The sequence below is a fragment of the Bacillus sp. FSL R7-0646 genome (assembly GCF_037969865.1).
In the GTDB taxonomy this organism is placed as follows: domain Bacteria; phylum Bacillota; class Bacilli; order Bacillales; family Bacillaceae; genus Bacillus; species Bacillus licheniformis.
The window spans coordinates 2,038,393-2,064,766 of the sequence record NZ_CP150217.1 but is presented as its reverse complement, the minus strand read 5'-3'; the positions used below and the strand labels follow the sequence as shown (position 1 = coordinate 2,064,766).

The window sequence follows — 26,374 nt, the reverse complement described above, 5'->3', positions numbered from 1 at the left end:
GGAGGATGGCAAATGGACGTACCGAAGAACATTTTCATTAAAGAAGTCGGGCCGCGCGACGGTCTGCAAAATGAACAAACCGCACTTTCGACAGCTGATAAAATTACCTGGATCGACATGCTTTCTGCCACAGGGCTTTCGTATATCGAAATCACTTCATTCGTCCATCCTAAGTGGATTCCTGCACTGTCTGATGCCCTTGATGTCGCCAAAGGGATCAACCGGAAGCCGGGCGTCACCTACGCAGCCCTGATTCCGAACCGAAAAGGGCTGGAACGGGCTCTCGAAGGAGGGATCGATGAAGCTTCTGTTTTCATGTCGGCAAGCGAGACACACAACCGGAAAAATATTAACAAATCGATCGGGGAAACGCTTCCCGTCCTGAAGGAAGTCATCGGAGCGGCAAAACAAGCGGGCCTCACCGCCAGAGCATACCTGTCCACAGTATTTGGCTGTCCTTATGAACATCACGTGCCATTGGAACAAATTATACGGACATCTGAAACGCTGTTCGACATGGGGATCAACGAACTTTCCCTCGGAGATACGATCGGCGCAGCAAATCCCGTACAGGTTCAAAGGGTGCTTGAAGTCCTCTTAAAGCGCTTTCCAAAAGAGAATATCGCCCTTCATTTTCATGATACGAGAGGGATGGCGCTCGCCAACATGATCGCAGCGATGGACATGGGAATCACCGTATTTGACTCATCATGCGGCGGGCTGGGCGGCTGTCCTTACGCACCGGGAGCCACGGGGAATGCGGCAACTGATGATTTGATCTACATGTGCGCCCAGATGGGCATCGAAACCGGAGTTGATCTCAGCAAGCTGCTTTCAGCTGCTAAATGGATCGAAGACAAAACCGGAAGAGAGCTGCCAAGCCGAAATTTGCAGGCGGCTAAATCAAAGAACTGTTTTCATTGATGAAGAGGAGGAAGACCGAATGGAGCCCAATGTTCTTTATTCCATAAACGAGCAGTCGGTCGCCGTGTTGACGCTGAACAGGCCGCAGGCTGCAAATGCCCTCTCGCTTGGGCTTCTCGACGACTTTCAGCGCATCCTTCGAGATATTCGTTCAAACCCGGCCGTCCGCTGTGTCATCATAACGGGAAAAGGGGACAGGACGTTTTGTGCAGGCGCCGATTTAAAGGAAAGAGCCCGCATGAGCCAAACAGAAGCGAAGCAGGCTGTTTCCCTGATTCAACGCGTGGTCAGCGAAACGGAAAAACTGCCGCAGCCCGTCATCGCTTCATTAAACGGAAGCGCTTTAGGAGGGGGGCTGGAGCTTGCATTGGCGTGCGACATCAGGATCGCAGCCGAACATATTGAACTCGGCCTCCCCGAAACAACGCTCGCAATCATTCCAGGGGCAGGAGGGACACAGCGGCTGCCCCGCTTGATCGGCAGGGGAAAGGCGAAAGAAATGATCTTTACCGGCTGCCGCATCAGCGCCGAAGAAGCGCAAAAGATCAGCCTGGTTGAACATGTCGTTCCGCTTTCGAAGTTAAAGGAAGCGAGTGAAAGCATCGCGGCGAACATCGCGGCGAACGGACCGGTAGCCGTCAGACAAGCGAAGTTTGCCATCAATCAAGGCCTTGAGACAGCTATCGAAACAGGGCTTGCCATTGAACAAAAAGCCTATGAACTGACGATTCCGACGAAAGACAGGACAGAAGGGCTGAAAGCTTTTGCAGAAAAGCGGAAGCCGGATTATACGGGAGAATAAAACGAACGGAGGGACAGCCGATGCCGGCCGAAAAGGAATTGTATGAACGCATCCGCCGGATTCAGGAGGGCGGCGCGGAGAAATACCATGAAGCTAATAAGAAAAAAGGGAAATTATTTGTCAGAGACCGATTAAAGCTGCTGCTTGACGAAGGACTCGACCTAGAGGACGCGTTTTTTGCCAATTGCATGGCTGACGGGCTACCGGCAGATGGAGTCGTCACTGGAATCGGAAAAATCGGCGGGCGAACCGTTTGCGTCATGGCCAATGATTCAACTGTCAAAGCAGGATCATGGGGAGCGAGAACCGTTGAAAAAATCATCCGCATCCAGGAAACAGCCGAAAAACTGAATTGCCCGCTTCTTTATTTGGTCGATTCGGCAGGCGCAAGGATTACGGATCAAGTTGACATGTTTCCGGGGCGAAGAGGAGCGGGGCGGATTTTTTATCAGCAAGTCAAATTATCCGGGCGCATCCCGCAAATCTGTCTCTTGTTCGGGCCTTCAGCGGCAGGAGGCGCCTACATACCGGCTTTTTGCGACATCGTCATTATGGTCGAAGGTAACGCCTCGATGTATTTAGGCTCGCCGCGCATGGCGGAAATGGTGATCGGCGAAAAAGTATCGCTTGAAGAAATGGGCGGCGCGAGAATGCACTGTTCTGTTTCAGGCTGCGGAGACATTCTTGCCGACACGGAAGAAGATGCGATCAAGTCGGCGCGCCGGTATCTTTCCTACTTTCCGTCGAACTACACCGAAAAAGCGCCTGTCATTGAAGCAAAATCCGCCCGTCCGTTTGACCGGTCATTGGAGGACATCATTCCGAAAAACCAAAACGCTCCGTTTCAGATGATGGATTTAATCGATCGGATCATTGATGAAGCGTCTTTTTATGAGATCAAAAAATTGTTCGCGCCAGAGCTGATTACCGGTTTGGCAAGGATTCACGGGCAGCCTGTCGGCATCATTGCCAATCAGCCGCGGGTCAAAGGCGGTGTTTTGTTCCACGATTCGGCAGACAAGGCCGCAAAGTTTATCAATTTGTGTGATGCCTATCATATCCCGCTGCTGTTTCTGGCTGACATCCCCGGTTTTATGATCGGAACGAAAGTCGAGAGGGCGGGTATCATCAGACACGGTGCGAAAATGATTTCAGCGATGGCCGAAGCAACCGTACCGAAAATATCCGTCATCGTCAGGAAAGCTTATGGTGCAGGCTTGTATGCGATGGCCGGTCCGGCCTTTGAACCTGACTGCTGTCTGGCGCTGCCGACGGCGCAAATTGCCGTCATGGGCCCGGAAGCAGCGGTAAATGCCGTTTACGCTAAAAAAATCGCAGAATTGCCTGAAGAAGAACGGTCCGCATTCATCGCCGAAAAACGGAAAGAGTACCAAAAAGACATAGACATTTACCGGCTTGCTTCAGAAATGATTGTCGACGGGATCATTCCGGCCGACTCGCTGCGAACGGAACTCATCAAACGGCTGAATGCATATATGACCAAATACATGACATTTACGGAACGGAAGCATCCTGTTTATCCCGTCTAAAGGCCAATGAAACGAAAAGGAGGAAACGGCATGGGCGAAAAAGCGGTTTGGCAGCCTGATCCGGAATTTGTAAAAACAACCCGGCTGTTTCAATGGATGACAGCCCTCGGTTTTTCCGACTATGATGATTTTTTGAAAGCAAGTACAAACGATATCGCCTGGTTCTGGGAAGAGGCCGAAAAAGCGCTCGGGATCAGCTGGTACAAGCGGTACAGCCAAACATTGAATCTCGACAAAGGCATAAAATGGCCGCAATGGTTTACCGGCGGCCGCTTAAATGCCGTTTACAACGCCGTGGAAAAATGGGCCCGCCGGCCTGATACGGCCGGCAGGACGGCACTCATCTGGGAAAGTGAAGACGGAAAAACAGAACAGATCACCTATTCTTCTTTACACCAACAAGTCGCCCGTGCGGCGGCAGGCTTTAAAAAGCAAGGCATCTCAAAAGGGGATGTCATTGCGATTTACATGCCGATGATCCCCGAAACGGTCATCGCCATGCTGGCCGCCGCTAAAATCGGAGCGGTATTCTCACCGGTTTTTTCAGGCTACGGCGCCCATGCAGCAGCGGCGAGACTTACCGCTGCCGGAGCGAAAATCCTTGTCACAGCAGATGCCTTTTTGCGAAGGGGAAAGAAGGTCTGCATGAAGAAAGAAGCTGACAAAGCCGCGGACCGTTCCCCCACTGTTCAAAAAGTCGTCGTCTGCAAGCTTCACGGCGGCGATCAAGATTGGAATTATAAGAGAGATATCGACTGGAATGAATTGATGAAAAACGAGCCCATGCAAAACACCGAAGAAATGGACAGTTCAGATCCGCTCATGCTGCTATACACATCAGGGACGACAGGACAGTCGAAGGGAGCGGTTCATACCCATGCCGGTTTTCCGCTGAAAGCTGCATTTGATGCGGGATTCGGGATGGATGTCAAACAAGGGGACACATTTTTCTGGTTTACAGACATGGGCTGGATGATGGGGCCGTTTTTAATATTCGGGGGCCTCATAAACGGAGCGGCTGTTTTGCTGTTTGACGGAGCACCGGACTACCCGGCCCCGGATCGGCTGTGGGAGCTTGTCAGCAGACACCGGGTGACGCATCTCGGCGTCTCTCCGACGCTCATTCGCTCGCTGATGCAGCACGGCGAAGATTTTCTCTATCAATACAATCTGAACAGTCTGAAGGCAATCGGCTCAACGGGCGAACCATGGAATTATGAGCCGTGGATGTGGCTGTTCCGCCATGTTGGAAAAGAACGGATTCCTATATTTAATTATTCAGGAGGAACAGAGATCTCAGGCGGAATTTTAGGCAATGTGCTCCTGCGGCCGATCACGCCGATGACGTTTAATTCGCCTCTTCCCGGCATGGCGGCCAATGTCTTCAATGAAAAAGGAGAGGAAGTCGTCAATGAAGTCGGAGAGCTTGTCCTGACAAAGCCCTGGGTCGGCATGACGAACGGTTTTTGGAAGGAGCCGTCAAGATACGAAGAAGCATATTGGAGCCGCTGGACCGACGTCTGGGTGCACGGCGATTGGGCAAAACGGGATGAAAACGGCTACTGGACGATCAGCGGACGCTCTGATGATGTGATCAATGCTGCCGGGAAAAGGATCGGCCCCGCCGAAATAGAGTCCGTTCTGGTCGGCCATCCAGCGGTGGCGGAAGCAGGCGTCATCGGCGTTCCGGATAAGCTCAAAGGCCAGGCTGCCGTCTGCTTCGTCGTCCTCAGACAGTCGGAAAAGCCGTCGGAAGAATTAAAAGATGATTTGCTGAACCTTGCATCTGATGCGATCGGTAAAGCGGTCAAGCCCAAAGCGGTTTATTTTGTCAGCGGTTTGCCGAAGACGAGAAATGCAAAAGTGATGAGACGGCTGATCAGAGCTGCCTATATGAACGAGCCCGCAGGCGATTTGTCAACTTTGGAAAACCGCGAAACATATGATGAAATTGCCGGTCTTTCAGTGCGAAAAAATCTGTAGTATACTGGATAAGGCTTACAAACAAAGAAGAAGGACACGTCCTTCCTCTTTTTATTTTGATGAAGCTCGATCGACCAACACTCACATCCTGACGATAACCGAACCGCCGCCGGCCGTGCAGACGCGATTCTGCTGCTCTTCAATCGAACGCAGCAGCTGATTGTTGCTTTCCATGAGCTTGATGAGCAATTCCATTTGATCTTCGAGATTTTTCAGCCTTTGGTTCATCTGCTGCGAAGATTGACCGGTATGCATTTGCGGGGCTGAAGGCGGATAAGACGTTTCAGAATTCCATTTTGAATACATAGAATAGGCCTCCATCATCTAAACTGATATACCTTATCGTATGATCCTACAATCGCAATGTTCGCCTAAATCAAAACGAGAGGAAACAAAACATGTACTTGACGATAAAGGAAACCGCAGAATATTTAACGCTTTCAGAAGCATATGTTGAACAGCTTGTCAGAGAAAAGAAAATCCGCACCGTCTTTGACGGACAGCAGCATTTAATCAACAAAGAGCAATTCAATACGCACATGGAACAGATGGAAAAGTATAAAGAGTGGGCGGAATCCGTTCTGAACGAGCCCATCCCCGAAGATCCGGACGTCAAAGATGAAGATTAACCCGGGATAACAATAACTTTATTATGTAAACTGACAGATACGATTCTATGAAAGTTTCGCACGTTTTCCGTCTCTATTATCCCGTGTGAATGGGGCGTTTCGTAAAAAAAGACACAATATAGGAAATGAAAGGGATGAAAGAAGCCCTATATATAAAGTTTTCTATGATTTTATTTCATTTCCGAAACAATCACGTTCATTTTTTGTTCAAAAAGTGTTATCATTTAGTAGTAAAAAATACAGCGTGTTTTGAGATTGCGGGTTTTCGGGAGTTCCAGACCGAAAACAGCAAAACAAACACAAAAGGGGAGAGCCTTTTTGCGGACTTGTTTGTGCATAAATTCACAAACTATAAAAAGGGGCTTCCTTCAAAAAACAGCACATCGCTTATTGAAAAGGAGAATTGGTTATGCCGGAAACAATCGATCAAACAGCTGATCAAACAAACGAATCTGTAAGCCAAAGCCAACGCGATCTTATCGATCAACTGCTAAAACCTGAAGTACAGGAGTCTTTGACTGTTTTAGTCGACCAGCTTCCAAAGCTGACAGAACTGGTCAACATTTTGACAAAGTCTTACGACTTCGCACAATCCGTTGCAACTGATGAAGTATTAAAAAATGATACGGTCGGTGCCATTACAGAAATTCTTGAGCCTGTCAAAGATACGGCAAAAGAAATCGCGGCTACCGCCATTGAAGCAAAAGACCGCGCTGACGAAAGCAATGAAGTCATCGGACTTTTCGGTTTGCTGAAAATGCTTAAAGATCCGCAGGCCCAAAAGCTGTTCCGATTTGTTCAAAGCTACCTGCAAATCATGTCAGAACGCGAAAAACAAAAATAATCACTATACATTCAGAATAAGGACGGAGGATTCACGATGTCAAAACATATCGTCATTTTAGGCGCTGGTTACGGCGGATTACTGTCTGCTCTAACAGTTCGCAAACACTACACAAAAGAAGAAGCAAAAGTCACAGTGGTTAACCAATATCCGACACATCAAATCATCACGGAATTGCACCGCCTTGCTGCGGGCAACGTGTCAGAACAGGCAGTTGCGATGCCGCTTGCAAAGCTTTTCAAAGGAAAAGACATCGATCTTAAAATCGCCAAAGTCAACTCTTTCTCAGTTGACAAAAAAGAAGTCGCTCTTTCTGACGGCTCTACCCTGACATATGACGCACTTGTCGTCGGTCTTGGTTCTGTCACTGCTTACTTCGGCATTCCGGGACTTGAAGAAAACAGCATGGTGCTCAAATCTGCAAACGATGCAAACAAAATCTTCAAGCATGTTGAAGAGCGCGTGCGCGAATACGCGAAAACGAAAAACGAAGCTGATGCTACGATCTTAATCGGCGGCGGCGGACTAACAGGCGTCGAGCTTGTCGGTGAACTCGCCGATATCATGCCGAGCCTTGCGAGAAGCTACGGTGTCGATCCGACAGAAATCAAGCTGAAGCTTGTTGAAGCCGGTCCGAAAATCCTGCCGGTTCTTCCGGATGAGCTGATCGAACGTGCGACAAAGAGCCTTGAAAAACGCGGCGTTGAATTCTTGACAGGACTGCCTGTCACAAATGTAGAAGGAAACGTTGTTGATTTGAAAGACGGACAAAAAATTGTTACAAATACATTTGTCTGGACCGGCGGTGTTCAAGGCAATCCGCTGATCGGCGAATCAGGTCTTGAAGTCAACCGCGGACGCGCAACTGTAAACGACTTCCTTCAATCTACATCACATGAAGACGTGTTTGTTGCAGGGGACAGCGCCGTTGTCTTCGGTCCGGATGGCCGTCCGTACCCTCCGACAGCTCAAATCGCATGGCAAATGGGCGAGCTGATCGGCTACAACCTGTATGCATACTTAGAAAACAAATCAATGGCGACGTTCAGCCCTGTCAACTCAGGTACGCTTGCAAGCCTGGGCCGCAAAGACGCAGTTGCCGTTATCGGCGCGAACAGCACATCTCTTAAAGGCCTGCCTGCTTCATTGATGAAAGAAGCGAGCAACGTCCGCTACCTGAGCCACATAAAAGGTCTGTTCAGCCTGGCTTATTAATGGAAATGAAGCGCTACTTATAGTTTAAACTATAAGTGGTGCTTTTTTTTGCTTTAAATTTGACGGGCAAATGAAAATATTGTGGTAAATTTGAACCAAAATATACTGACAAGAACGGAATCGCAGCTCGCTTTTTACGGACTGGCGCCTTTTCTGCTCATCATCGTGACTGCAGCAGGCGTTCCTTTGTCAGCGGAATTGACGGAATTCAATATCACCCCATACCGTCATTTGATCATGAGCCTTGCCATGCTTTTCATCCCCCTGATTCTCGGTGTCATGTCGGGGTTTATCCTGCTTGATGAGCGCGACGAAAATATGATTCAGTATTTTGCCGTGACGCCCTTGTCGAAGCGCGGATATGTCATGATCCGGCTCATCCTGCCGATGGCGATGACATTATGCTACAGCATTTTGCTGTTTGCCTCCGGCGGTCTAATGGCGCCTGGCGCTGTGAACCTATTGTTCGTCCTGATCATGGTCACGCTTGAAGCCCCGATTTACACGCTGCTTTTAGCCGCCTATGTCGCAAACAAAGTGGAAGGACTCGCTTTAATGAAAGGATTCAGCCTGCTCACTCTCATGCCGGCCGCGGTTTATTTTATTCCTGTGCCGTGGCAGCTTTTCGGTGTTTTCACCTTATTGGACAGCGAAAACGTACTTGGCGGGAATATCCCACGAAGGGCTTTTTCTCGTTTTCGGGATCACCGGAATTGCGCTGCACATTATGATACTGCTGTTTTTATACCGGAGGTTTTTGGTGAAAACCGACCAATAGGAGTATATCCCGCCCCGTTTTGCAATAAAGTATTAAAACATAAGCGGGAGGCGGGATATCCGATGAAGAAACATATGAAGCTTTGTCTGTGTATGATGATGATCTTTGTATTGACTTTGGCCGGCAGCATGGACGGCTTGGGCGCTGAGGAAAAAGGCGGGCTCAAAGAGCAAATCGATCAGCTGTTAAAGACCGAACCTGATTTAAAAGGAGCGCTCGCAGGCATCAGCGTCAGGTCTGCGGAAAGCGGGAAAATGATATACGGACATATGGGCGATACACGGATGAGACCTGCGTCCAATCTGAAGCTTTTAACGGCAGCAGCTGCCTATTCCGTCCTGGGCGAGGACTATACCTTTCCCACAGAGGTAATGGCTGATGGGGCGCGAGCCGCGGGCACACTCAAAGGCAGCCTTTATATAAAAGGAAAAGGCGATCCGACGCTTTTGACAGCGGACTTTCAGCAAATGGCCAAAGCACTCCGAAAACAAGGGATCACAGTTATCCGGGGAGACTTGGTCGGCGATGATTCCTGGTACGATGAAATCCGCTATTCTCAAGACCTTTCCTGGACCGATGAAGACGCATACTATGGAGCGCAGATTTCAGCTTTAACTGTTTCGCCAAATGAAGACTATGATGCCGGAACGGTCATAATCGACGTGAACCCTGCCGGAAAAACCGGAAAAAAACCTGCTGTATTGCTCACCCCGCAAACAAACCATGTCAAAATCAAAAACGATGCCAAGACTGTTGCTGCCGACGGAAAAAAAGATATCACGATTAAAAGGAAACACGGAGGAAATACCATCCAAATCAAAGGGACGATTCCACAAGGCGCTTCAAGGGTCAGACAATGGGTTGCGGTTTGGGAGCCGTCAGAATATGCACTCGATTTATTTAAACAGGCTTTACATCAACAAGGCATTCGAATCCTGGGAAAGACTAAAATCGGCAAAGCGCCAAAAACAGCGCACCGCATCACCACACATCAATCCATGCCGCTGTCAGAGCTGATGATTCCCTTTATGAAGCTCAGCAACAACGGCCATGGCGAAACGCTGATCAAGGAAATGGGAAGGGCCGCGAGACGTGAAGGAAGCTGGGATCAAGGGCTAGAGGTGTTAAATACGGAACTGCAGAGATTTGGACTGGACACGGAAAAAATCGTTCTCAGAGACGGCTCAGGCATCTCGCATATCAATTTGATTTCTGCACATCAGATCACAAAGCTATTGTATTCCGTTCAAGACGAGAAATGGTTTCCGTCGTTTGCCCGTTCACTCCCAGTTGCAGGTGAAAGCGACAGAATGGTCGGCGGCACATTAAGAAACCGGCTGAAAGACCCGGCTCTAAAAGGAAAAGTCAGGGCGAAAACTGGCTCTCTTTCAACCGTCAGTTCCTTGTCGGGCTATGTCGATACTGCAAGCGGAAAGACATTGATTTTCTCCATTCTCCTCAATCAGCTCGTGGATGATGAGAAAGGAAAGGATATTGAAGACAAAATCGTTCAAATATTAGCTTCTTCATGACTTCTCCCATTGCAGCAGGCAATGGGTTTTCTTTAATTCATGTTTTGCTGCCGGCGGATTTAAAGGCTCTTGAGCTCTCCGAGCGGAAATGCTTCCTCGCTCAGATCAGTGAAAAAACGTCATGCAATAGCGGTCTCGTCAAAAGACTGCTATGTTTGCCACCAGCTCCCAAAGCACCATCGAATCATTCGGCAATCAGACTGTATCGATAGGCTGATGATCAATATTTCTCTGTGCAAGCCGGCCATTTTGCCGGCTTTTTTATATAACAGTTTTCGTTACCTTTGACTTTATTATAATACAGATTTAAATAATAAAAATTGCTTCAAACAACAGTCTATATTGAAAAAAACGCGATGTTCAAAGAACTTTCTCAAATTTGTTAACTATTTCACAAAATATGTGATGTTTATCACATTCAAACCTGTTATATTCAACATAAGATATAAATGCAACAACTGTTATATCATTTCAACTTGAAAAAGAGGGGGATTTAAATGGAACAATGGAAAGGTTTCACCACAAACGTTTGGCAAAAAGAAGTCAATGTCCGCGATTTTATTCTCTCGAACTTTGAGCCATATCAAGGTGACGAATCGTTTCTCGAACCTCCGACGGAAGCTACATCGGCATTATGGGATCATGTAATGGATTTGACAAAAAAAGAGCGTGAAAACGGAGGCGTCCTTGATATGGATACAGAGATCGTCTCAACGATCACCTCGCACGGTCCCGGATATTTGAACAAAGACCTGGAAAAAGTCGTCGGCGTTCAAACCGATGAGCCGTTTAAACGGTCGCTTCAGCCTTTCGGCGGCATCCGAATGGCAAAGCAGGCATGCGAATCCTATGGTTTTAAACTGAATGAAGAAGTGGAAAGGATCTTTACCGATTACCGCAAAACTCATAACCAAGGCGTGTTTGACGCATATACGGACGAAATGAAGCTCGCCCGAAAAGTCGGAATCATTACCGGACTGCCTGATGCTTACGGGCGCGGGCGCATCATCGGTGATTACCGGAGAGTGGCGCTTTACGGCGTGGATTTCTTGATCGATGAAAAGAAAAAAGATGCGGCCGGCACCTCTCGGGTGATGTCTGAAGAAAACATCCGCCTTCGTGAAGAACTGTCAGAACAAATCCGAGCATTGAACGAACTTAAAGCGCTTGCAAAAAGCTATGGGTTTGACATTTCCAAGCCTGCGGCGAATGCAAGAGAAGCATTTCAATGGCTGTATTTTGCCTATTTGGCTGCCATTAAAGAGCAAAACGGAGCAGCAATGAGCCTTGGCCGCGTGTCCACGTTCCTTGATATTTACATCGAAAGAGATTTGAAAACGGGCGTATTAACAGAGCGTGAAGCCCAAGAGCTTGTCGACCATTTCGTCATGAAGCTGCGTTTGGTCAAATTCGCGCGCACACCTGACTACAATGAACTGTTCAGCGGCGATCCGACGTGGGTGACAGAATCAATCGGCGGAATGGCGCACGACGGACGCGCCCTGGTGACGAAAAACTCGTTCCGTTTCCTGCATACGCTTGACAATTTAGGCCCGGCGCCTGAACCGAATTTAACCGTTCTTTGGTCTGTCAGACTGCCGCAAAAGTTTAAAAACTACTGTGCCAAAATGTCGATTAAAACAAGCTCGATCCAATACGAAAATGACGATATCATGCGTCCAGAATACGGTGATGACTACGGAATCGCCTGCTGTGTATCGGCAATGGCAATCGGCAAACAAATGCAGTTCTTCGGAGCACGCGCCAACTTGGCGAAAGCTCTTTTATATGCGATTAACGGCGGAAAAGACGAAAAGCATAAAATGCAAGTCGGTCCGGAAATGCCGCCGGTTGCTTCCGACGTGCTGGACTATGACGAAGTGATGCATAAATTCGATCAGACGATGGAATGGCTCGCAGGCTTGTACATCAACACGCTCAATGTCATTCACTACATGCATGATAAATATTGCTATGAAAGAATTGAAATGGCCCTGCACGACACGGAAATTTTGCGGACGATGGCCACTGGGATCGCCGGCTTGAGTGTTGTCGCCGATTCATTAAGCGCTGTCAAATATGCCAAAGTCAGCGTGGTCCGCGATGAAAACGGCATTGCGGTCGATTTTGAAACAGAAGGCGACTTTCCTAAGTACGGAAATAACGATGACCGCGTCGACGCGATCGCCGTTGACATTGTCAAGCGCTTTATGAAAAAACTGCGCAAGCATCAGACATATCGCCAGTCCGTTCAGACCATGTCAATTTTAACGATCACGTCAAACGTCGTTTACGGCAAGAAAACCGGAAATACGCCGGATGGACGCCGCGCGGGAGAACCGTTTGCTCCAGGTGCGAATCCGATGCACGGCCGCGATACTAAAGGGACGCTTGCATCGCTGTCTTCAGTGGCAAAGCTGCCTTACAGCTATGCGCTCGACGGCATTTCCAACACCTTTTCAATCGTCCCGAAAGCGCTTGGCAAAGACGAAGAGAGCCGCGCCGCCAATTTGTCAAGCATCCTTGACGGATATGCCGCAAAAACAGGACATCACTTAAATGTAAACGTATTTAACAGAGAGACACTGCTCGACGCCATGGAACATCCAGAGGAATATCCGCAGTTAACGATTCGCGTCTCAGGCTATGCGGTCAACTTTATTAAGCTGACGAAAGAACAGCAGTTAGACGTCATCAGCAGAACCTTCCATGAATCGATGTAGCGAGCAATAAGCGGAGCGCGACCAAGGCGCTCCGCCTCATAAAAAGAGGTGATCTCCATGGATGGAAATATTCATTCGATCGAAACATTCGGCACCGTTGACGGTCCAGGCATCAGGTATGTCGTCTTCACACAAGGCTGCCTGATGCGCTGTCAATTTTGCCATAATGCTGATACTTGGGAAATCGGAACCGGAAAACAAATGACGGTTTCCGAAATCGTTCAGGATGTCCAGCATTATCTCCCGTTTATTCAATCATCGGGCGGAGGCATCACCGTGAGCGGAGGCGAGCCGCTTTTACAACTGCCGTTTTTAATCGAGCTGTTCAAAGCATGCAAAAGCCTCGGCATTCACACGGCACTCGATTCGTCCGGCGGATGCTATTCGGCTGCGCCGGCATTTCAAGAGCAGATCAAAGAACTGATCCAGTATACAGACCTTGTTTTGCTTGACCTCAAGCATCACAACAGAAAAAAACATATCAACCTGACAGGAATGCCGAATGACCACATTTTAGAATTTGCCCGGTTTCTCGCTGAACATCAAGTTCCCGTCTGGATCCGCCACGTACTGGTTCCGGGGATCTCCGATATCGATGCCGATTTAACGGCCCTCGGCACGTTTATCGGCACGCTTGCGAACGTTCAGAAGGTGGAGGTTCTTCCTTATCACAAGCTCGGCGTCTACAAATGGGAAGCGCTTGGCCTGGATTATCCGTTAAAAGGGGTTGAACCGCCAAGTGCCGACAGGGCCGAAAATGCGTACAGACTGCTCACCGCACACTTGCAAGGCGGATCCTTGCTGCAAGAGACATAAACGCTTTTGCCGGACAGACTTTTTCTAACAAGAAGCTGTCCTTTTTGTCTTACCTCACAACTGTATAAAAAATCCGTTTCTTTACAATAGTAAGATGAGAAAGATGCGCCTGCTGCGGCAGGCCGACAATAAAACAGCAAGGTGGGCGGGAAGCATGTATCATTTGTATACTCACAACGACTTGGACGGAGTCGGCTGCGGAATTCTCGCAAAAGTGGCTTTTGGCGAACGGGTCGAGGTCCGCTACAATTCGGTCACCGGACTCGACATGCAAGTCGGGCGTTTTTTGGAGCGGACAAAAGGCAAAGAAAAACAGCATGAAGGCCTGTTTATCACGGACTTGTCCGTTCATCAAGAAAATGAGGAAAGGCTGGACCAATATGCGGAAGCGGGGGGAAAGGTCAAACTGATCGACCACCATAAAACTGCGCTTCATTTGAATGAACGCCCTTGGGGCATGATAAAAGTTCAATATGAGGATGGCAGGCTCGCTTCAGCGACTTCTCTTTTCTATGAATACTTAATAGACAACGGCCACATTCGAGAGACAAAAGCGATGGATCAGTTCGTCGAACTCGTACGCCTCTATGATACATGGGAATGGGAACAGACGGGCGCTCTCGAAGCGAAACGCCTGAATGACCTGTTTTTTATGGTATCCATCGACGAATTTGAGGAAAAAATGATCCGGCGCCTTAAAGAAAGCGACGCGTTTTCATTTGATGAATTCGAAGAAAAAATCTTGGATATGGAAGAAGAAAAAATTGAACGGTATATCCGCAGGAAACGGCGGGAAATCGTTCAAACCTTCATTAATGCGCACTGCGTCGGCATCGTGCATGCCGAATCCTATCATTCAGAGGTGGGGAACGAACTCGGGAAAACGTATCCGCACCTAGACTATATCGCCATCTTAAATATGGGCGGCAAAAAAGTGAGCCTTCGCACCATCCATGATGAAACAGATGTATCAGAAATCGCCGGCACGTTCGGCGGAGGCGGCCATGCCAAGGCAGCGGGGTGCCCGCTGACAGATGAAGCGTTCAAGCTGTATGTAACTGAACCGTTTCCGCTGGAGCCCTTGAGAGCAGATGCCTTTAAAAACGTCTATAATGTAAAAAAGTCCGACTACGGCAGCCTTTATGTCAACAGGGACGAGGACCAGTTTTTTCTCTTTCCTAGCGCAAATGGCTGGAACATTCAATTAAACGGCGTGGCTCAGCATGAGACATTCACTTCATTCGAAGAGGCAGAGCGGTTCATTAAAAGAAATTACGCTGCATGGCTCGCGAGGGATGAAGCATTTGTCCAATATTTGATGCAGCAGGTGAAACTGGCGATTCAAACGACAGGCTAAAGACAGCGACATGTCTTGGCCTGTTTTTTCATATACAAAAAAGAACATCCGGCATATAATAACAGAAAGTTCTGATTTTTCCAAAAGGGGAGATGTTCATGAAAGAAAAGAGCGCAGGCTGCGAAACTAAAGAATTCCGGGCAGTGTGGATCGCCACCGTCACAAATATTGACTGGCCTTCAAAAAAAGGACTGACAATCGAAGAGCAAAAAACGGAGTATGTGAAGCTTTTGGATGATGTGACAGCAATGGGGATGAACGCGGTCGTCGTTCAAATTAAGCCGGCGGCGGATGCTTTTTATCCTTCCGCATACGGGCCGTGGTCGGAATACTTAACAGGGATTCAAGGAAAAGACCCTGGATACGATCCGCTGGCATTTTTGCTCGAAGAAACCCACCGGAGAAAGCTTGAATTTCATGCATGGTTCAACCCTTATCGGATCACGATGAATCATACCGATTTGAACAGGCTGTCACAGGATCACCCGGCCAGAACGCACCCCGACTGGGTCGTTGCCTACGGCAGACAGCTGTATTACAATCCCGGCATCCCTGAGGCCCAGGAATTCATTGTCCAAGGCATAGCGGAAGTCGTCAAGAATTACCCGGTCGACGCCGTTCATATGGATGACTATTTTTATCCGTATAAAATTGCGGGAGTCGAATTTCCCGACTTGAGCACATATGAACAATATGGAAAAGACCGTTTTTCAAATATTGAAGATTGGCGAAGGGACAACGTCAACCAGCTTGTCAAACAAATCAATGATGCCGTCAAAAAAGAGAGGGCCTCAGTCAAATTTGGAATCAGCCCCTTTGGTGTATGGCGAAATATAGCAGATGATCCGACGGGATCGAATACAGCCGCCGGAATGACAAACTATGACGACCTTTACGCTGACACGAGGGAATGGATCAGACAGGGATACATCGATTACATCGCCCCGCAAATCTACTGGAGCATCGGCTTTGCCCCAGCTTCCTACGACATTTTAGTGGACTGGTGGAAAAATGAAGTCAGCCATCGCCCCGTTCATTTATACATCGGACAAGCAGCCTATAAAATCAATCAAAACTCAGATCCCGCCTGGTCAGACCCTGAAGAATATCCGCGGCAGATCGCATTAAACCGCGCCTCAAATGTGATGGGAAGCATCCATTTCAGCCTGAAAGATTTAAACCGGAATCCGCTCGGCATTAAAGACAGACTGATCCAGGACTTGTACAAAAAACCGGCAGCTGTTCCCGATATGCCTTGGCTTGGCAGCGTAAACAGTGAAAACTGATATTTTGCGGTAACAGTACCAATCCATTTTGAACGTTGTTCAAAATGGATTTTTTGTGTTAAAAATCGCATCGATAGTGCACCTTAATAGATAAAAACAAGGAAAGAAAGGTTTAAATCAAATGGACATTTTCTTAGCGATTTTACCAGCGATTTTCTGGGGAAGCATCGTGCTCTTTAATGTAAAGCTTGGGGGCGGACCGTACAGCCAGGTGCTCGGCACAACATTCGGCGCTTTAATTTTTTCAATCGGAATCTACTTCGTCGTCCAGCCTGAATTATCCCCCCGGATATTTGCCGTCGGCGTCGTTTCCGGACTATTTTGGGCGCTCGGCCAGACCAATCAGCTGAAAAGCATCGATCTGATCGGCGTGTCTAAAACGATGCCGATCTCAACAGGGCTTCAGCTCGTATCCACTTCTCTGTTTGGGGTGCTTGTTTTCCATGAGTGGGCGACGACAATCTCGATCGTTCTCGGCGTTCTGGCGCTGATTTTTATCATCGTGGGAATCGTGCTGACATCGCTGGAAGACCGCAGCCAAAAAACAGAGGAAAAAACCGGCGACATGAAAAAAGGAATCGTGATTTTGCTGATTTCAACATTCGGCTATCTCGTGTATGTCGTCGTCGTCCGGCTTTTTGATGTCAGCGGCTGGGCGGCTCTTTTTCCTCAGGCTGTCGGCATGGTTGCCGGCGGTTTGATCTTGACATTCAGGCATAAGCCGTTTAATTTTTACGTCATCAAAAATATCATTCCTGGTTTAATCTGGGCAGCGGGAAACATGTTTTTATTCATCTCCCAGCCGCGGGTCGGCGTAGCGACCAGTTTTTCGCTATCACAGATGGGGATCGTCATCTCAACGCTCGGCGGCATTATTCTGCTCGGCGAAAAGAAAACAAAGCGGCAGCTGATCGGTATCGCCATCGGCATCATACTGATCGTCGCAGCCGGCGTTTTGCTGGGCATCGCAAAAGCTTAAGGACGGCTTCTAAAGCCGTCATCAGATTGTTGACAAAATCCCAAAACGACTTTTAGTTTTGGGATTTTGTCATCCTTTCAGCGTGATTGAAAACCCTTGCAGTCTAGGAAGGCCGAGCATTGGAGCGGAGCGAATGTTGGAATTCGTGAGCACCGACGCGCAGGCCTGACAACGAATGCGAGGGTTTGTCGACACGCTGAGGACGGCTTCTAAAGCCGTCCTTTAATATGTGATGCTGCCCTTAAGCGGCAGATGGTCGGAAGCGTTCGGATCAACGGCGACAATTTCAGCCGCTGACACATGAAAAGACGGACTGAGAAAGATGTAGTCCAACCGCCGTCTCGGGCGGTGGGAAGGGTGGGTGAACCCCTGTCCGTATTGACTTTCATCCCACAGGTCGGCCAGTTTTTCCGCGACCTTTTTCCATCCCCGTGAATAAGGTTTCATATTAAAGTCTCCCGTGACGATCACAGGCAGATCGCTCTCTTGAACCTTCTCGATTAAAAAATCCGTCTGCTTGCCGTGAAGCCACGGATTCAGGCTCAAATGCGTAACAAAAACGCGAAAGAGCCGGTCACCGATCCGGACATCAGCCTCAAGAAGAGACCTTCCTTCGATCAGCCCTTTGACAAAATTGAATGAATGATGCCGTTCTTTCTTAATCGGAAAACGCGTTAATAGAGCGTTCCCGTATTGCCTTTTCTCAGAAGAATCGCCGGAACTCAATGAAAGGGAGGGGCAGTACGCATAGTGCATGTTCAATTGTTCTGCAAGCCGGCCGATTTGGTCTTCGTAATCGCTTCTATTTGAGAAATGCCGATCCACTTCATTCAGGCCGATGATGTCGCAGCCGCTTTGAGCGATCACACCGGCTGTTCTACCTAAATCAACGCGGCGGTCCCTTCCTTTTCCATGATGGATATTAAACGTCATGATGCTAAATTTCATAATCATCCCGCCTCTTCTTTTGCTAAGCATATTGTATCTCCGTAACGCTTAAAATATTTCAGCTGTCGGCAGAGCAAGTTTAGGTTAAAATGACATTATGAAATAAAGAGGGGTGGTCCTTATGACAAATAGCAGAACGAATCCAAAGGTTGATGAATTTTTAAGCAAAGCCGAAAAGTGGAAGGAAGAATTTAAGAAGCTCCGTCAAATCGTACTTGAATGTGAGCTGAACGAAGATTTCAAGTGGAAGCATCCTTGTTATACGTTCGAGAATAAAAACATCGTTTTAATCCATGGATTTAAGGAATATTGTGCGCTTTTGTTTCATAAAGGCGCATTGTTAAAGGACCCCAACGGGATTCTTATCCAGCAAACGGAGAATGTACAAGCCGCGCGGCAGGTTCGATTCACCAATGTACAAGAAATAGCTGAAATGGAGACCATTTTGAAAGCTTATATAAATGAGGCCATTGATGTAGAAAAAGCCGGCCTGCAAGTGGATTTTAAACAGGCTGCAGAATATACAATTCCAGAAGAACTTCAAAAAAAATTCGCTGAAATCCCAGCTTTAAAAGCGGCTTTTGAAGCATTGACGCCGGGCCGGCAAAGAGCATATATTCTTTATTTTTCCAAACCAAAACAATCCAAAACCAGAGAGTCGCGGATTGAAAAATATACTCAGCAAATTCTCGATGGAAAGGGATTGAATGACTAGTATATTACGCAACTACCTTTCATGGGAGATGCGAATCATAATCATGCCGAAGAAGCGGCGAAATGATGAGTGAGAATAAAAAAGCTTCCGAGTCCTCGGAGGCTTTACTGTTCTAGTATGATGATAATTTGGAGGAACCTATTGCAAAACGTACATACGTATATTTCATTGTCTTTGGTCATTATCATTTGGGAATCCTTCATGTCTGGCTTTTTCATTGGGAACTGCTTGCTACAGAAACCGGATTTTTCATTTGGGGCTGTTCGATCCTCATGGGCCTCATCCTTTATTTGTCCGGCCGCAAAAACGCAGTGACACGCCGATTTTTGCCTCAACTCTAGTGTCAATCATTTTAGCGTGTTTCACAGTGACAATCGATGTTGTCACGAGTTCCGCGCCTTGATGATCACCGCTTGATTATATAAAAGGACATTTATATAATGGATGCAACATAACGTCTGCAAAACGCCTGATATTGGAGGAATGTCATGTCCGTACAAACAAAGCTTGATTCGAAAAGCACGGTGAGCTGCATGAAGATATTGAGCGATTCTACCCGACTCTTAATTCTGAAACTGCTTCAGGAGAAACCATATTGCGTCTGCCAGCTTGTCGATATGTTTGAAACAAGCCAGCCCGCAATCAGCCAGCATTTGCGAAAGCTGAAAAGCGCAAATATGATCAAGGAACAGAGAAGGGAACAATGGCGTTTTTATTCGCTTCATGACGACTTTCCGGAACGCGAATTGGTCCTTGCCGTTCTCAATCAGATCGATGCACACGACGAGGTTCTTCAAACCGTTAAAAGAAAAGAAAGACCCGTTTCGTGCAGTTAAAACAGAAGAGGGTGGACTGTTCCCTCTTTTTCATTTGCATTCCGAATATAAGCATTGACTTATATAACAATTTTATTATAAGATGTGTCCGGAGAGGAAACCTATGAAGGAGGCGTACACGCGATGACGACAGTCTTAGCCACTTTGATTTTTCTGCTGACGCTCACGCTCGTGATTTGGCAGCCGAAAAATCTATCCATCGGCTGGTCGGCCTGCGGAGGAGCGGTGCTGGCTTTAATTGCCGGAGTCGTCAATTTTCAGGATGTATTAGACGTAACGGGAATCGTATGGAATGCGACTTTGGCATTTGTTGCGATCATCATTATCTCCCTGATCCTTGATGAAATCGGATTTTTCGAGTGGGCCGCCCTGCACATGGCCAAGGCAGCTAAAGGAAACGGCATTCGGATGTTTGTCTATGTCACCCTGCTGGGAGCCGTAGTAGCCGCGCTGTTTGCCAATGACGGAGCTGCTTTAATTTTGACGCCGATTGTGCTTGCCATGGTACGCGCGTTAAATTTTCAAGAAAAGCTCGTTTTTCCTTTTATTATCGCAAGCGGATTTATCGCGGATACAACATCGCTGCCGCTTGTTGTCAGCAACCTTGTCAATATTGTCTCAGCAGACTTTTTCAACATCGGATTTATCGAATATGCAACAAGAATGATTGTTCCAAACCTGTTTTCGCTTATTGCAAGCATCATCGTGCTTTTTTTGTTTTTCAGAAAAAGCATTCCGCGGCATTATGACATGACAAATGTAAAACAGCCAGCGGAAGCGATTAGAGACAGGAAAATATTCCGCTTGTCATGGCTCATATTAGCCGTTCTGTTGGCCGGTTACTTTATCAGCGAGCTGTTCTCGATCCCTGTCTCGATCATCGCGGGCGTGATCGCCGTCATTTTCTTAATTACAGCGAAAAACAGCCCCGCGGTGCAAACGAAGAAAGTGCTGAAGGGAGCGCCTTGGGCGATCGTTTTCTTCTCAATCGGGATGTATGTCGTGGTATACGGTTTGAGAAACGCCGGCTTAACAGATGTTCTCTCACAGGTCATCCAGACCGTCAGCGATCAAGGGCTGTTTGCCGGAACAATGGGAATGGGCTTTATCGCAGCCATCCTGTCTTCATTAATGAACAATATGCCGACGGTGATGATTGATGCGCTTGCGATTCAGAATACCGATACACACGGGATTCTCAGAGAAGCGCTGATTTACGCCAATGTCATCGGCTCTGATCTCGGTCCGAAAATCACGCCGATCGGCTCCCTGGCGACGCTCTTGTGGCTTCACGTCCTTTCACTGAAAGGCGTAAAGATTTCTTGGGGAACCTATTTTAAAACAGGTGTCATTTTGACCATTCCAACCCTGTTCATCACGCTTGCCGGACTTTATGTGTGGCTGCTGATCATCCATTAAACATGATAGGAGACGATGACCAATGTCAAAAAAGACCATCTATTTTTTATGCACAGGCAACTCCTGCCGCAGCCAAATGGCTGAAGGCTGGGCGAAGAAACATCTCGGAGACGAGTGGAACGTCTACAGTGCAGGGATTGAAGCGCACGGTTTAAACCCGAACGCAGTCAAAGCCATGCGAGAAGCAGGCATCGATATTTCTGAGCAGACGTCCGATATCATTGATCCCGATATCTTACACAACGCAGACCTCGTCATTACGCTGTGCGGGGACGCGGCTGATAAATGCCCGATGACACCGCCGCACGTCAAGCGCGAGCATTGGGGTTTTGACGATCCCGCCAAAGCAGAAGGGACAGAAGAAGAAAAATGGGCATTCTTTCAGCGTGTACGCGATGAAATTGGAGAGCGGATCAAGCGATTTGCGGAGACAGGAGAATAAATGCAAAGCTCAGGTAACAATACCTGAGCTTTGCATTTATTAGAAACATATAAAAACACGTCTGCAACATATATTTTCTATAAAGAAAGAACGTACCCTAAGGCATGCGGCCGTTCATGTAAAAATTCAGAAATCAATGTACCGAGGAATTCTGTAAAATCCATTGCCATCAGCTTTTAAAAGAAAAGATGACCTGAAAAACTCGTCTTAAATGTTACTTGTTTTCTTCACCTAAAACTGCTGGAGAAGCGCATGACATTCTTACGTTTAATTCAGGGTCCATTTTTTGAGTTAATGGTATTGAGCCCGGCTCGCGAATAAGAGACAGCAGAGAATCGACCATTTTGTGAGCCAATTGATCGATTGGAACCCCTACGCTCGTCAGCGGGGTTTCAAGGCTTGCCATTTGAGGGATATTATCATAAGAAATTAAAGATAGGTCTTCGGGTATACTGAGCTGTTGTTCCTTTACGGCTCGTAAAATCCCTACACTGATATCGTAGCTTCCGCTAATGATTGCTGTAGGTTTTGGGGTTTGTTGTAATAGTTTTTTCGCAGCGGTATAACCGTTATACCAGCTTAACCCATTAGTATTTAAAATACTGTTTCGACTTAATTTCAAACCGGCTTCCATCATAACCTCTTCAAACCCTTTGCTTTTTTCAACCTGACGCTTGTCGGCAGGGGAGAGGTCGCCGACGTAGCTAATGTTTTTGTGGCCAAGTTGATACAGATACGCAACGGCTTTGTAAATTGCTTTTTTATGATTGACATCGATAATAGGATGTGTATGTTCACCTGACACTCCGTAAGATAAGATAGGAATAGTTAAGCCAGTATCATCACTAAGCTGAGTTTCGCCGCCTTCTTCAAAAATCATAATTCCATCCACGCGAAAACTCTTAAACAAATCCACTGCCTCTTTAGCTCTGTTAACAGATAAAATCATTGAATAGTTGTTCTTTTCGACCACTTCATTTATTTTAGTAACAAGTGCTGATAAAGCGATTCTTTCAATGGTAGGCCAGACAAGACCGATCGTTTGACTTTTTTTAGATGCCAAGCTTCTCGCTGCAAAATTCGGACTATACCCTAATTGTTCGGCAACTTGCAAGACCTTTTTCTTTGTATCCGGTTTTACAAGAGGGCTGTTTCTTAAAGCCTTTGAGACTGTTGAATAGCTTACTCCGGAAGCATTGGCGATGTCTTTAATGGTTACAGTCATTTTGGACCCTCCAAAACATCTTTAAAAATATAATATTGCAAATTTTCAAAAATAATTTTATGATAATAAATAACAACGTTGTTATTATAAATGATACATCATAAAATAACAATCATATACATCTTCCGAAGAAAATAACAACGTTGTTAAAGAATTTTTCGGATGATGAAGCAACGTTTATTTTTAACAACGTTGTTAAACTTATCGTAAAGGAGGAGATGTGTGAGAAAAACGATCATCTAATGCACTAAAATATTACACAAATTGTTACAGAACATAATTGGAAACGGGATTCAGGGGATAAACCGAAACATACAATGCAAAAATTTCACATATTCGTTCACTATTCGAGCGGAATTGTAAACGCTACCAAAAAAATATGGCGATGAAAGAAAACATGAATCGCAATCAATCATTGGTTAGAAAGCAACGGTTATGAGATTCAAGGAGGGTAGTTCATGAGAAATATGCTATCCGTGTTTTTTGTATGCGCTTTAATCTTTGGAATGCTTACGGGGTGTAAAAGCAGCGATGTAATAGGCGTCGATAAAACCGTAACGTTACGGCTTGCTCACAACCATAATGAGGAACACCCCATCCACAAGTCTTTACTCAAATTTTCAAAAGACGTAGAAAAGAAAACCAATGGCACCGTTAAAGTGCAAGTGTATCCAAATGCTCAGCTCGGTTCAGAACGTGAAGTGATTGAATTGACACAGACCGGGGCTGTCGATCTGGCTAAAGTAAGTGCAAGCGCTTTAGAAAGTTTTTCAGAGGTCTACTCCATCTTCAGCTTGCCTTATTTATTTGACAGCAAACATCATTTCTATGAAGCCATGGACAGTGATATTGCAAAAGAAATGTATGATACAACGAAAAACATAGGGTTTATTGGATTAACCTACTATGATGCGGGATTACGGAACTTTTACACAAAGAACAAACCGATTATGCACCCAAATGACCTTAAAGGTTTAAAAATTCGGGTGCAGCCGAGTGCTACAGCGATTCGAATGGTGGAACTCATGGGTGGAGCACCTACTCCAATGGCTTATGGAGAAGTATATACAGCATTGCAGTCAAGTGTAATCGATGGCACCGAAAACAACGAAATGGCTTTAACAAGCAGCAATCACGGGGAGGTGGCAAAAGAATATTCATACTCAGAACATGCAATCGTTCCGGATATTTTGATCATGAATTTGGACAAAAAGGATCAATTAAGCGAAGAACAGCAGAATGCGGTGATCGAAGCGGCGAAAGAGTCTACTGAGTATCACAAAATCGTTTGGGCTGAAGAAACTGAAAATGCGGTTGAGAAAGCAAAGGAAATGGGAGTGAAGTTCCACAAGCCAGACAAGACTCCATTCCGGGATGCGGTAAGCCCGCTTCATGATGAGTTTGCCAAAAAAGAATTGATCGGAAAATACTATAGGGAAATTCGTGCGAAAGCTAAAAAAGTAAAATGACTCTGGATGAATGAGCGACTCGAATATTTTTCGATAAGGGAGGGGTGTATATGCTAGCTTTAAAAAAAGCAGTGAATAAAACGATTGAATGTTTGACTTGCACACTAATGGCCATCATGGTTTTGGTTGCGATATGGCAAGTATTTACGCGCTATGTACTGAATTCTCCCAGTACGTTTTCAGAAGAATTTTTACGCTATTCACTGATATGGATTTCTATGTTAGGCGGTGCCTATGCATTTTGGAAAAAAAAGCACTTGGCGATTGAATTTATCGTTCGAAAACTTCCAATAAAAGCAGCTGTTTTCGTTCATACTTTCATTCAGATTCTTTTGATTGCTTTTGCTCTGATTGTGTTGGTGTTAGGAGGTTCGAAAGCAGTGATCACCACAATGGAGCAATCTTCAGCAGCATTAGGGATACCGGTGGGATTTGTTTATCTATCACTTCCTGTTGCAGGCATACTCATCATTGGATACAGCTTGGCCGGTTTATATGAATCTTTACATGAATTCAATTCAAAACAAAAGTCAGGTGATGATGTAAAAAAAGCAGCAAAGATGTGACTGAGGCTTTTTGAAAACTAAAAAAGAGGTGAAATGATATGGCCATAGCAGCCGGTCTCATTTTATCGGCGGTATTCTTCATATTGTTGTTTCTCGGCGTTCCGATTTCTGTAAGTATTGCGGCGGCATCCATTGTAACAATGCTTACCATTTTTCCTTTTGATGTTGCCATTTTCACTTCGGCGCAAAAAATGGTCACTGGAATCGACAGCTTTGCTTTATTAGCGGTGCCGTTCTTCATTTTATCAGGCATTATTATGAATAATGGCGGTATTGCAATGCGGCTCATTAACTTCGCAAAATTGATCAGCGGCAGGCTGCCCGGTTCTCTGGCCCATACAAATGTTGTCGGAAACATGTTATTCGGTTCCATTTCCGGTTCGTCTGTAGCTGCTGCTGCTGCAATCGGCGGGGTCATGTCGCCGCTTCAAGAAAAGGAAGGATATGACCGGACTTACTCTGCCGCAGTAAATATTGCTTCAGCACCAACTGGTTTGCTTATTCCGCCTAGCGGTCTTTTGATCATTTTCTCATTAGTCAGCGGCGGAACATCTGTTGCCGCTTTATTTATGGCGGGCTATTTGCCGGGAATCTTGTGGGGGCTGGCTACGATGGTTGTCGCCTGTATGATTGCAAAAAAGAAAAAATACCCTGTTGCGCCAAAGATTACGATTAGTCAAGGTTTTAAAGTGCTTCTCGATGCGATTCCAAGCCTGTTGCTCATTGTAATCGTAATCGGGGGTATTATCGCCGGTGTATTTACAGCAACTGAAGGAGCAGCAATAGCGGTGGCTTATTCCTTATTGTTGTCGCTCTTTTATAGGACATTGAAATGGAAACAGCTCCCCAAAATGCTGCTGGAAACGGTAGAAATCACAGCCGTTATTATGTTTTTGGTTGGGACATCAACGATGCTGTCATTGGTCATGGCGTTTACAGGCATACCGACGGCAATCAGCAATGGAATTTTAGGGATTACAGATAACCCAATTTTGATCCTGCTGATGATGAATATCATCTTATTAATAATCGGTACATTTATGGACATCACTCCGGCTGTACTAATTTTCACTCCAATCTTTCTGCCAATTGTTGAAAGCTTTGGCATGGATCCCGTGCATTTTGGAATTATGATCGTATTTAACCTTTGTATCGGCAATATCACTCCTCCTGTAGGAAGTGCTCTGTTTGTAGGATGCAGCATAGGTAAAGTTGATATTGAACGAGTGGTTAAACCGATTCTGCCATTTTATGCTGCGATCATGATCGTCCTTTTAATTGTTACCTACATTCCACAAATCAGCTTAGTGTTGCCTCAATTATTTGGACTTTAAGA

22 protein-coding genes and 1 pseudogene are annotated in these 26,374 nt (G+C 46.5%); 20 read left to right on the top strand and 3 right to left on the bottom strand.

Features of this window, described 5'->3' with window-relative positions; genetic code table 11:
* The first annotated feature begins 12 nt into the window (after nt 1–12).
* From MKY62_RS10570 to MKY62_RS10555, 4 genes are read left to right on the top strand one after another with little or no spacing between them, the layout of a single operon-like run.
* A complete protein-coding gene (locus MKY62_RS10570; protein WP_003182451.1) occupies nt 13–924 on the top strand; it encodes a hydroxymethylglutaryl-CoA lyase in 912 nt (303 codons plus the stop codon).
* Between the two features lie 19 nt (nt 925–943).
* A complete protein-coding gene (locus MKY62_RS10565; RefSeq protein ID WP_003182449.1) occupies nt 944–1,726 on the top strand; it encodes an enoyl-CoA hydratase in 783 nt (260 codons plus the stop codon).
* A gap of 20 nt (nt 1,727–1,746) precedes the next feature.
* Nucleotides 1,747–3,276 (top strand): acyl-CoA carboxylase subunit beta, encoded by a 1,530-nt coding sequence (locus MKY62_RS10560; RefSeq protein ID WP_003182447.1) that lies wholly within the window; start codon nt 1,747–1,749, stop codon nt 3,274–3,276.
* Nucleotides 3,277–3,306: 30 nt separating this feature from the next.
* Nucleotides 3,307–5,259, top strand: a complete 1,953-nt coding sequence (locus MKY62_RS10555) for an AMP-binding protein (protein ID WP_003182446.1) — start codon at nt 3,307–3,309, stop codon at nt 5,257–5,259.
* Between the two features lie 81 nt (nt 5,260–5,340).
* Here the strand turns inward: MKY62_RS10555 and MKY62_RS10550 are convergent, their stop codons facing one another.
* A complete protein-coding gene (locus tag MKY62_RS10550; RefSeq protein ID WP_003182444.1) occupies nt 5,341–5,565 on the bottom strand; it encodes a hypothetical protein in 225 nt (74 codons plus the stop codon).
* 92 nt (nt 5,566–5,657) lie between these two features.
* Between MKY62_RS10550 and MKY62_RS10545 the strand changes: the two genes are divergently transcribed.
* From MKY62_RS10545 to MKY62_RS10505, 9 genes and pseudogenes are all read left to right on the top strand, one after another.
* Nucleotides 5,658–5,888 (top strand): excisionase family DNA-binding protein, encoded by a 231-nt coding sequence (locus MKY62_RS10545; RefSeq protein ID WP_003182442.1) that lies wholly within the window; start codon nt 5,658–5,660, stop codon nt 5,886–5,888.
* Between the two features lie 409 nt (nt 5,889–6,297).
* Nucleotides 6,298–6,732 (top strand): DUF1641 domain-containing protein, encoded by a 435-nt coding sequence (locus MKY62_RS10540; protein WP_003182438.1) that lies wholly within the window; start codon nt 6,298–6,300, stop codon nt 6,730–6,732.
* A 36-nt stretch (nt 6,733–6,768) separates the two neighbouring features.
* Nucleotides 6,769–7,947: an NAD(P)/FAD-dependent oxidoreductase gene (locus MKY62_RS10535; protein WP_003182436.1), complete on the top strand. Its 1,179-nt coding sequence runs from the start codon at nt 6,769–6,771 to the stop codon at nt 7,945–7,947.
* Nucleotides 7,948–8,787: 840 nt separating this feature from the next.
* Nucleotides 8,788–10,257, top strand: coding sequence for a D-alanyl-D-alanine carboxypeptidase/D-alanyl-D-alanine-endopeptidase (dacB, locus tag MKY62_RS10530; protein ID WP_011198028.1), 1,470 nt, complete (start codon nt 8,788–8,790; stop codon nt 10,255–10,257).
* Between the two features lie 497 nt (nt 10,258–10,754).
* The gene (gene pflB, locus MKY62_RS10525) at nt 10,755–12,980 is read left to right on the top strand and encodes a formate C-acetyltransferase (protein ID WP_003182432.1); all 2,226 of its coding nucleotides are present in this window, start codon (nt 10,755–10,757) and stop codon (nt 12,978–12,980) included.
* A 57-nt stretch (nt 12,981–13,037) separates the two neighbouring features.
* Nucleotides 13,038–13,796 carry a pyruvate formate-lyase-activating protein gene (pflA, locus tag MKY62_RS10520; RefSeq protein WP_003182430.1) on the top strand — a complete coding sequence of 253 codons (759 nt, stop codon included), beginning with the start codon at nt 13,038–13,040 and terminating at the stop codon, nt 13,794–13,796.
* A gap of 154 nt (nt 13,797–13,950) precedes the next feature.
* Nucleotides 13,951–15,153: an oligoribonuclease gene (locus MKY62_RS10515; RefSeq protein ID WP_003182427.1), complete on the top strand. Its 1,203-nt coding sequence runs from the start codon at nt 13,951–13,953 to the stop codon at nt 15,151–15,153.
* A 128-nt stretch (nt 15,154–15,281) separates the two neighbouring features.
* A pseudogene (locus MKY62_RS10510) lies at nt 15,282–16,421 on the top strand (family 10 glycosylhydrolase); the annotation flags it as partial.
* Nucleotides 16,422–16,560: 139 nt separating this feature from the next.
* Nucleotides 16,561–17,418 (top strand): RhaT/GlcU family sugar-proton symporter, encoded by an 858-nt coding sequence (locus MKY62_RS10505; protein WP_003182422.1) that lies wholly within the window; start codon nt 16,561–16,563, stop codon nt 17,416–17,418.
* A gap of 222 nt (nt 17,419–17,640) precedes the next feature.
* On the opposite strand, the gene MKY62_RS10500 is transcribed toward MKY62_RS10505, so the two are convergent.
* Nucleotides 17,641–18,366, bottom strand: coding sequence for an endonuclease/exonuclease/phosphatase family protein (locus MKY62_RS10500; RefSeq protein ID WP_011198027.1), 726 nt, complete (start codon nt 18,364–18,366; stop codon nt 17,641–17,643).
* A 121-nt stretch (nt 18,367–18,487) separates the two neighbouring features.
* Between MKY62_RS10500 and MKY62_RS10495 the strand changes: the two genes are divergently transcribed.
* The 4 genes from MKY62_RS10495 to arsC all read left to right on the top strand — a co-directional run bounded on the left by MKY62_RS10495 (nt 18,488) and on the right by arsC (nt 21,778).
* Nucleotides 18,488–19,081, top strand: a complete 594-nt coding sequence (locus MKY62_RS10495) for a YdeI family protein (RefSeq protein ID WP_003182416.1) — start codon at nt 18,488–18,490, stop codon at nt 19,079–19,081.
* A gap of 488 nt (nt 19,082–19,569) precedes the next feature.
* Nucleotides 19,570–19,917 (top strand): metalloregulator ArsR/SmtB family transcription factor, encoded by a 348-nt coding sequence (locus MKY62_RS10490; protein WP_003182415.1) that lies wholly within the window; start codon nt 19,570–19,572, stop codon nt 19,915–19,917.
* A gap of 123 nt (nt 19,918–20,040) precedes the next feature.
* Complete coding sequence (locus tag MKY62_RS10485) at nt 20,041–21,336, top strand: arsenical efflux pump membrane protein ArsB (RefSeq protein ID WP_003182413.1); 1,296 nt, start codon at nt 20,041–20,043, stop codon at nt 21,334–21,336.
* A gap of 22 nt (nt 21,337–21,358) precedes the next feature.
* Complete coding sequence (gene arsC / locus MKY62_RS10480; RefSeq protein WP_003182412.1) at nt 21,359–21,778, top strand: arsenate reductase (thioredoxin); 420 nt, start codon at nt 21,359–21,361, stop codon at nt 21,776–21,778.
* A 214-nt stretch (nt 21,779–21,992) separates the two neighbouring features.
* Here the strand turns inward: arsC and MKY62_RS10475 are convergent, their stop codons facing one another.
* Nucleotides 21,993–23,003, bottom strand: a complete 1,011-nt coding sequence (locus MKY62_RS10475; RefSeq protein ID WP_003182409.1) for a LacI family DNA-binding transcriptional regulator — start codon at nt 23,001–23,003, stop codon at nt 21,993–21,995.
* 458 nt (nt 23,004–23,461) lie between these two features.
* Between MKY62_RS10475 and MKY62_RS10470 the strand changes: the two genes are divergently transcribed.
* The 3 genes from MKY62_RS10470 to MKY62_RS10460 are packed head-to-tail and all read left to right on the top strand — an operon-like array spanning nt 23,462 to nt 26,372.
* Nucleotides 23,462–24,472 carry a TRAP transporter substrate-binding protein gene (locus MKY62_RS10470; RefSeq protein WP_003182407.1) on the top strand — a complete coding sequence of 337 codons (1,011 nt, stop codon included), beginning with the start codon at nt 23,462–23,464 and terminating at the stop codon, nt 24,470–24,472.
* Nucleotides 24,473–24,522: 50 nt separating this feature from the next.
* Nucleotides 24,523–25,038 (top strand): TRAP transporter small permease, encoded by a 516-nt coding sequence (locus tag MKY62_RS10465; protein WP_003182406.1) that lies wholly within the window; start codon nt 24,523–24,525, stop codon nt 25,036–25,038.
* A gap of 38 nt (nt 25,039–25,076) precedes the next feature.
* The gene (locus MKY62_RS10460; protein ID WP_003182404.1) at nt 25,077–26,372 is read left to right on the top strand and encodes a TRAP transporter large permease; all 1,296 of its coding nucleotides are present in this window, start codon (nt 25,077–25,079) and stop codon (nt 26,370–26,372) included.
* The last annotated feature ends 2 nt before the right edge of the window (nt 26,373–26,374 follow it).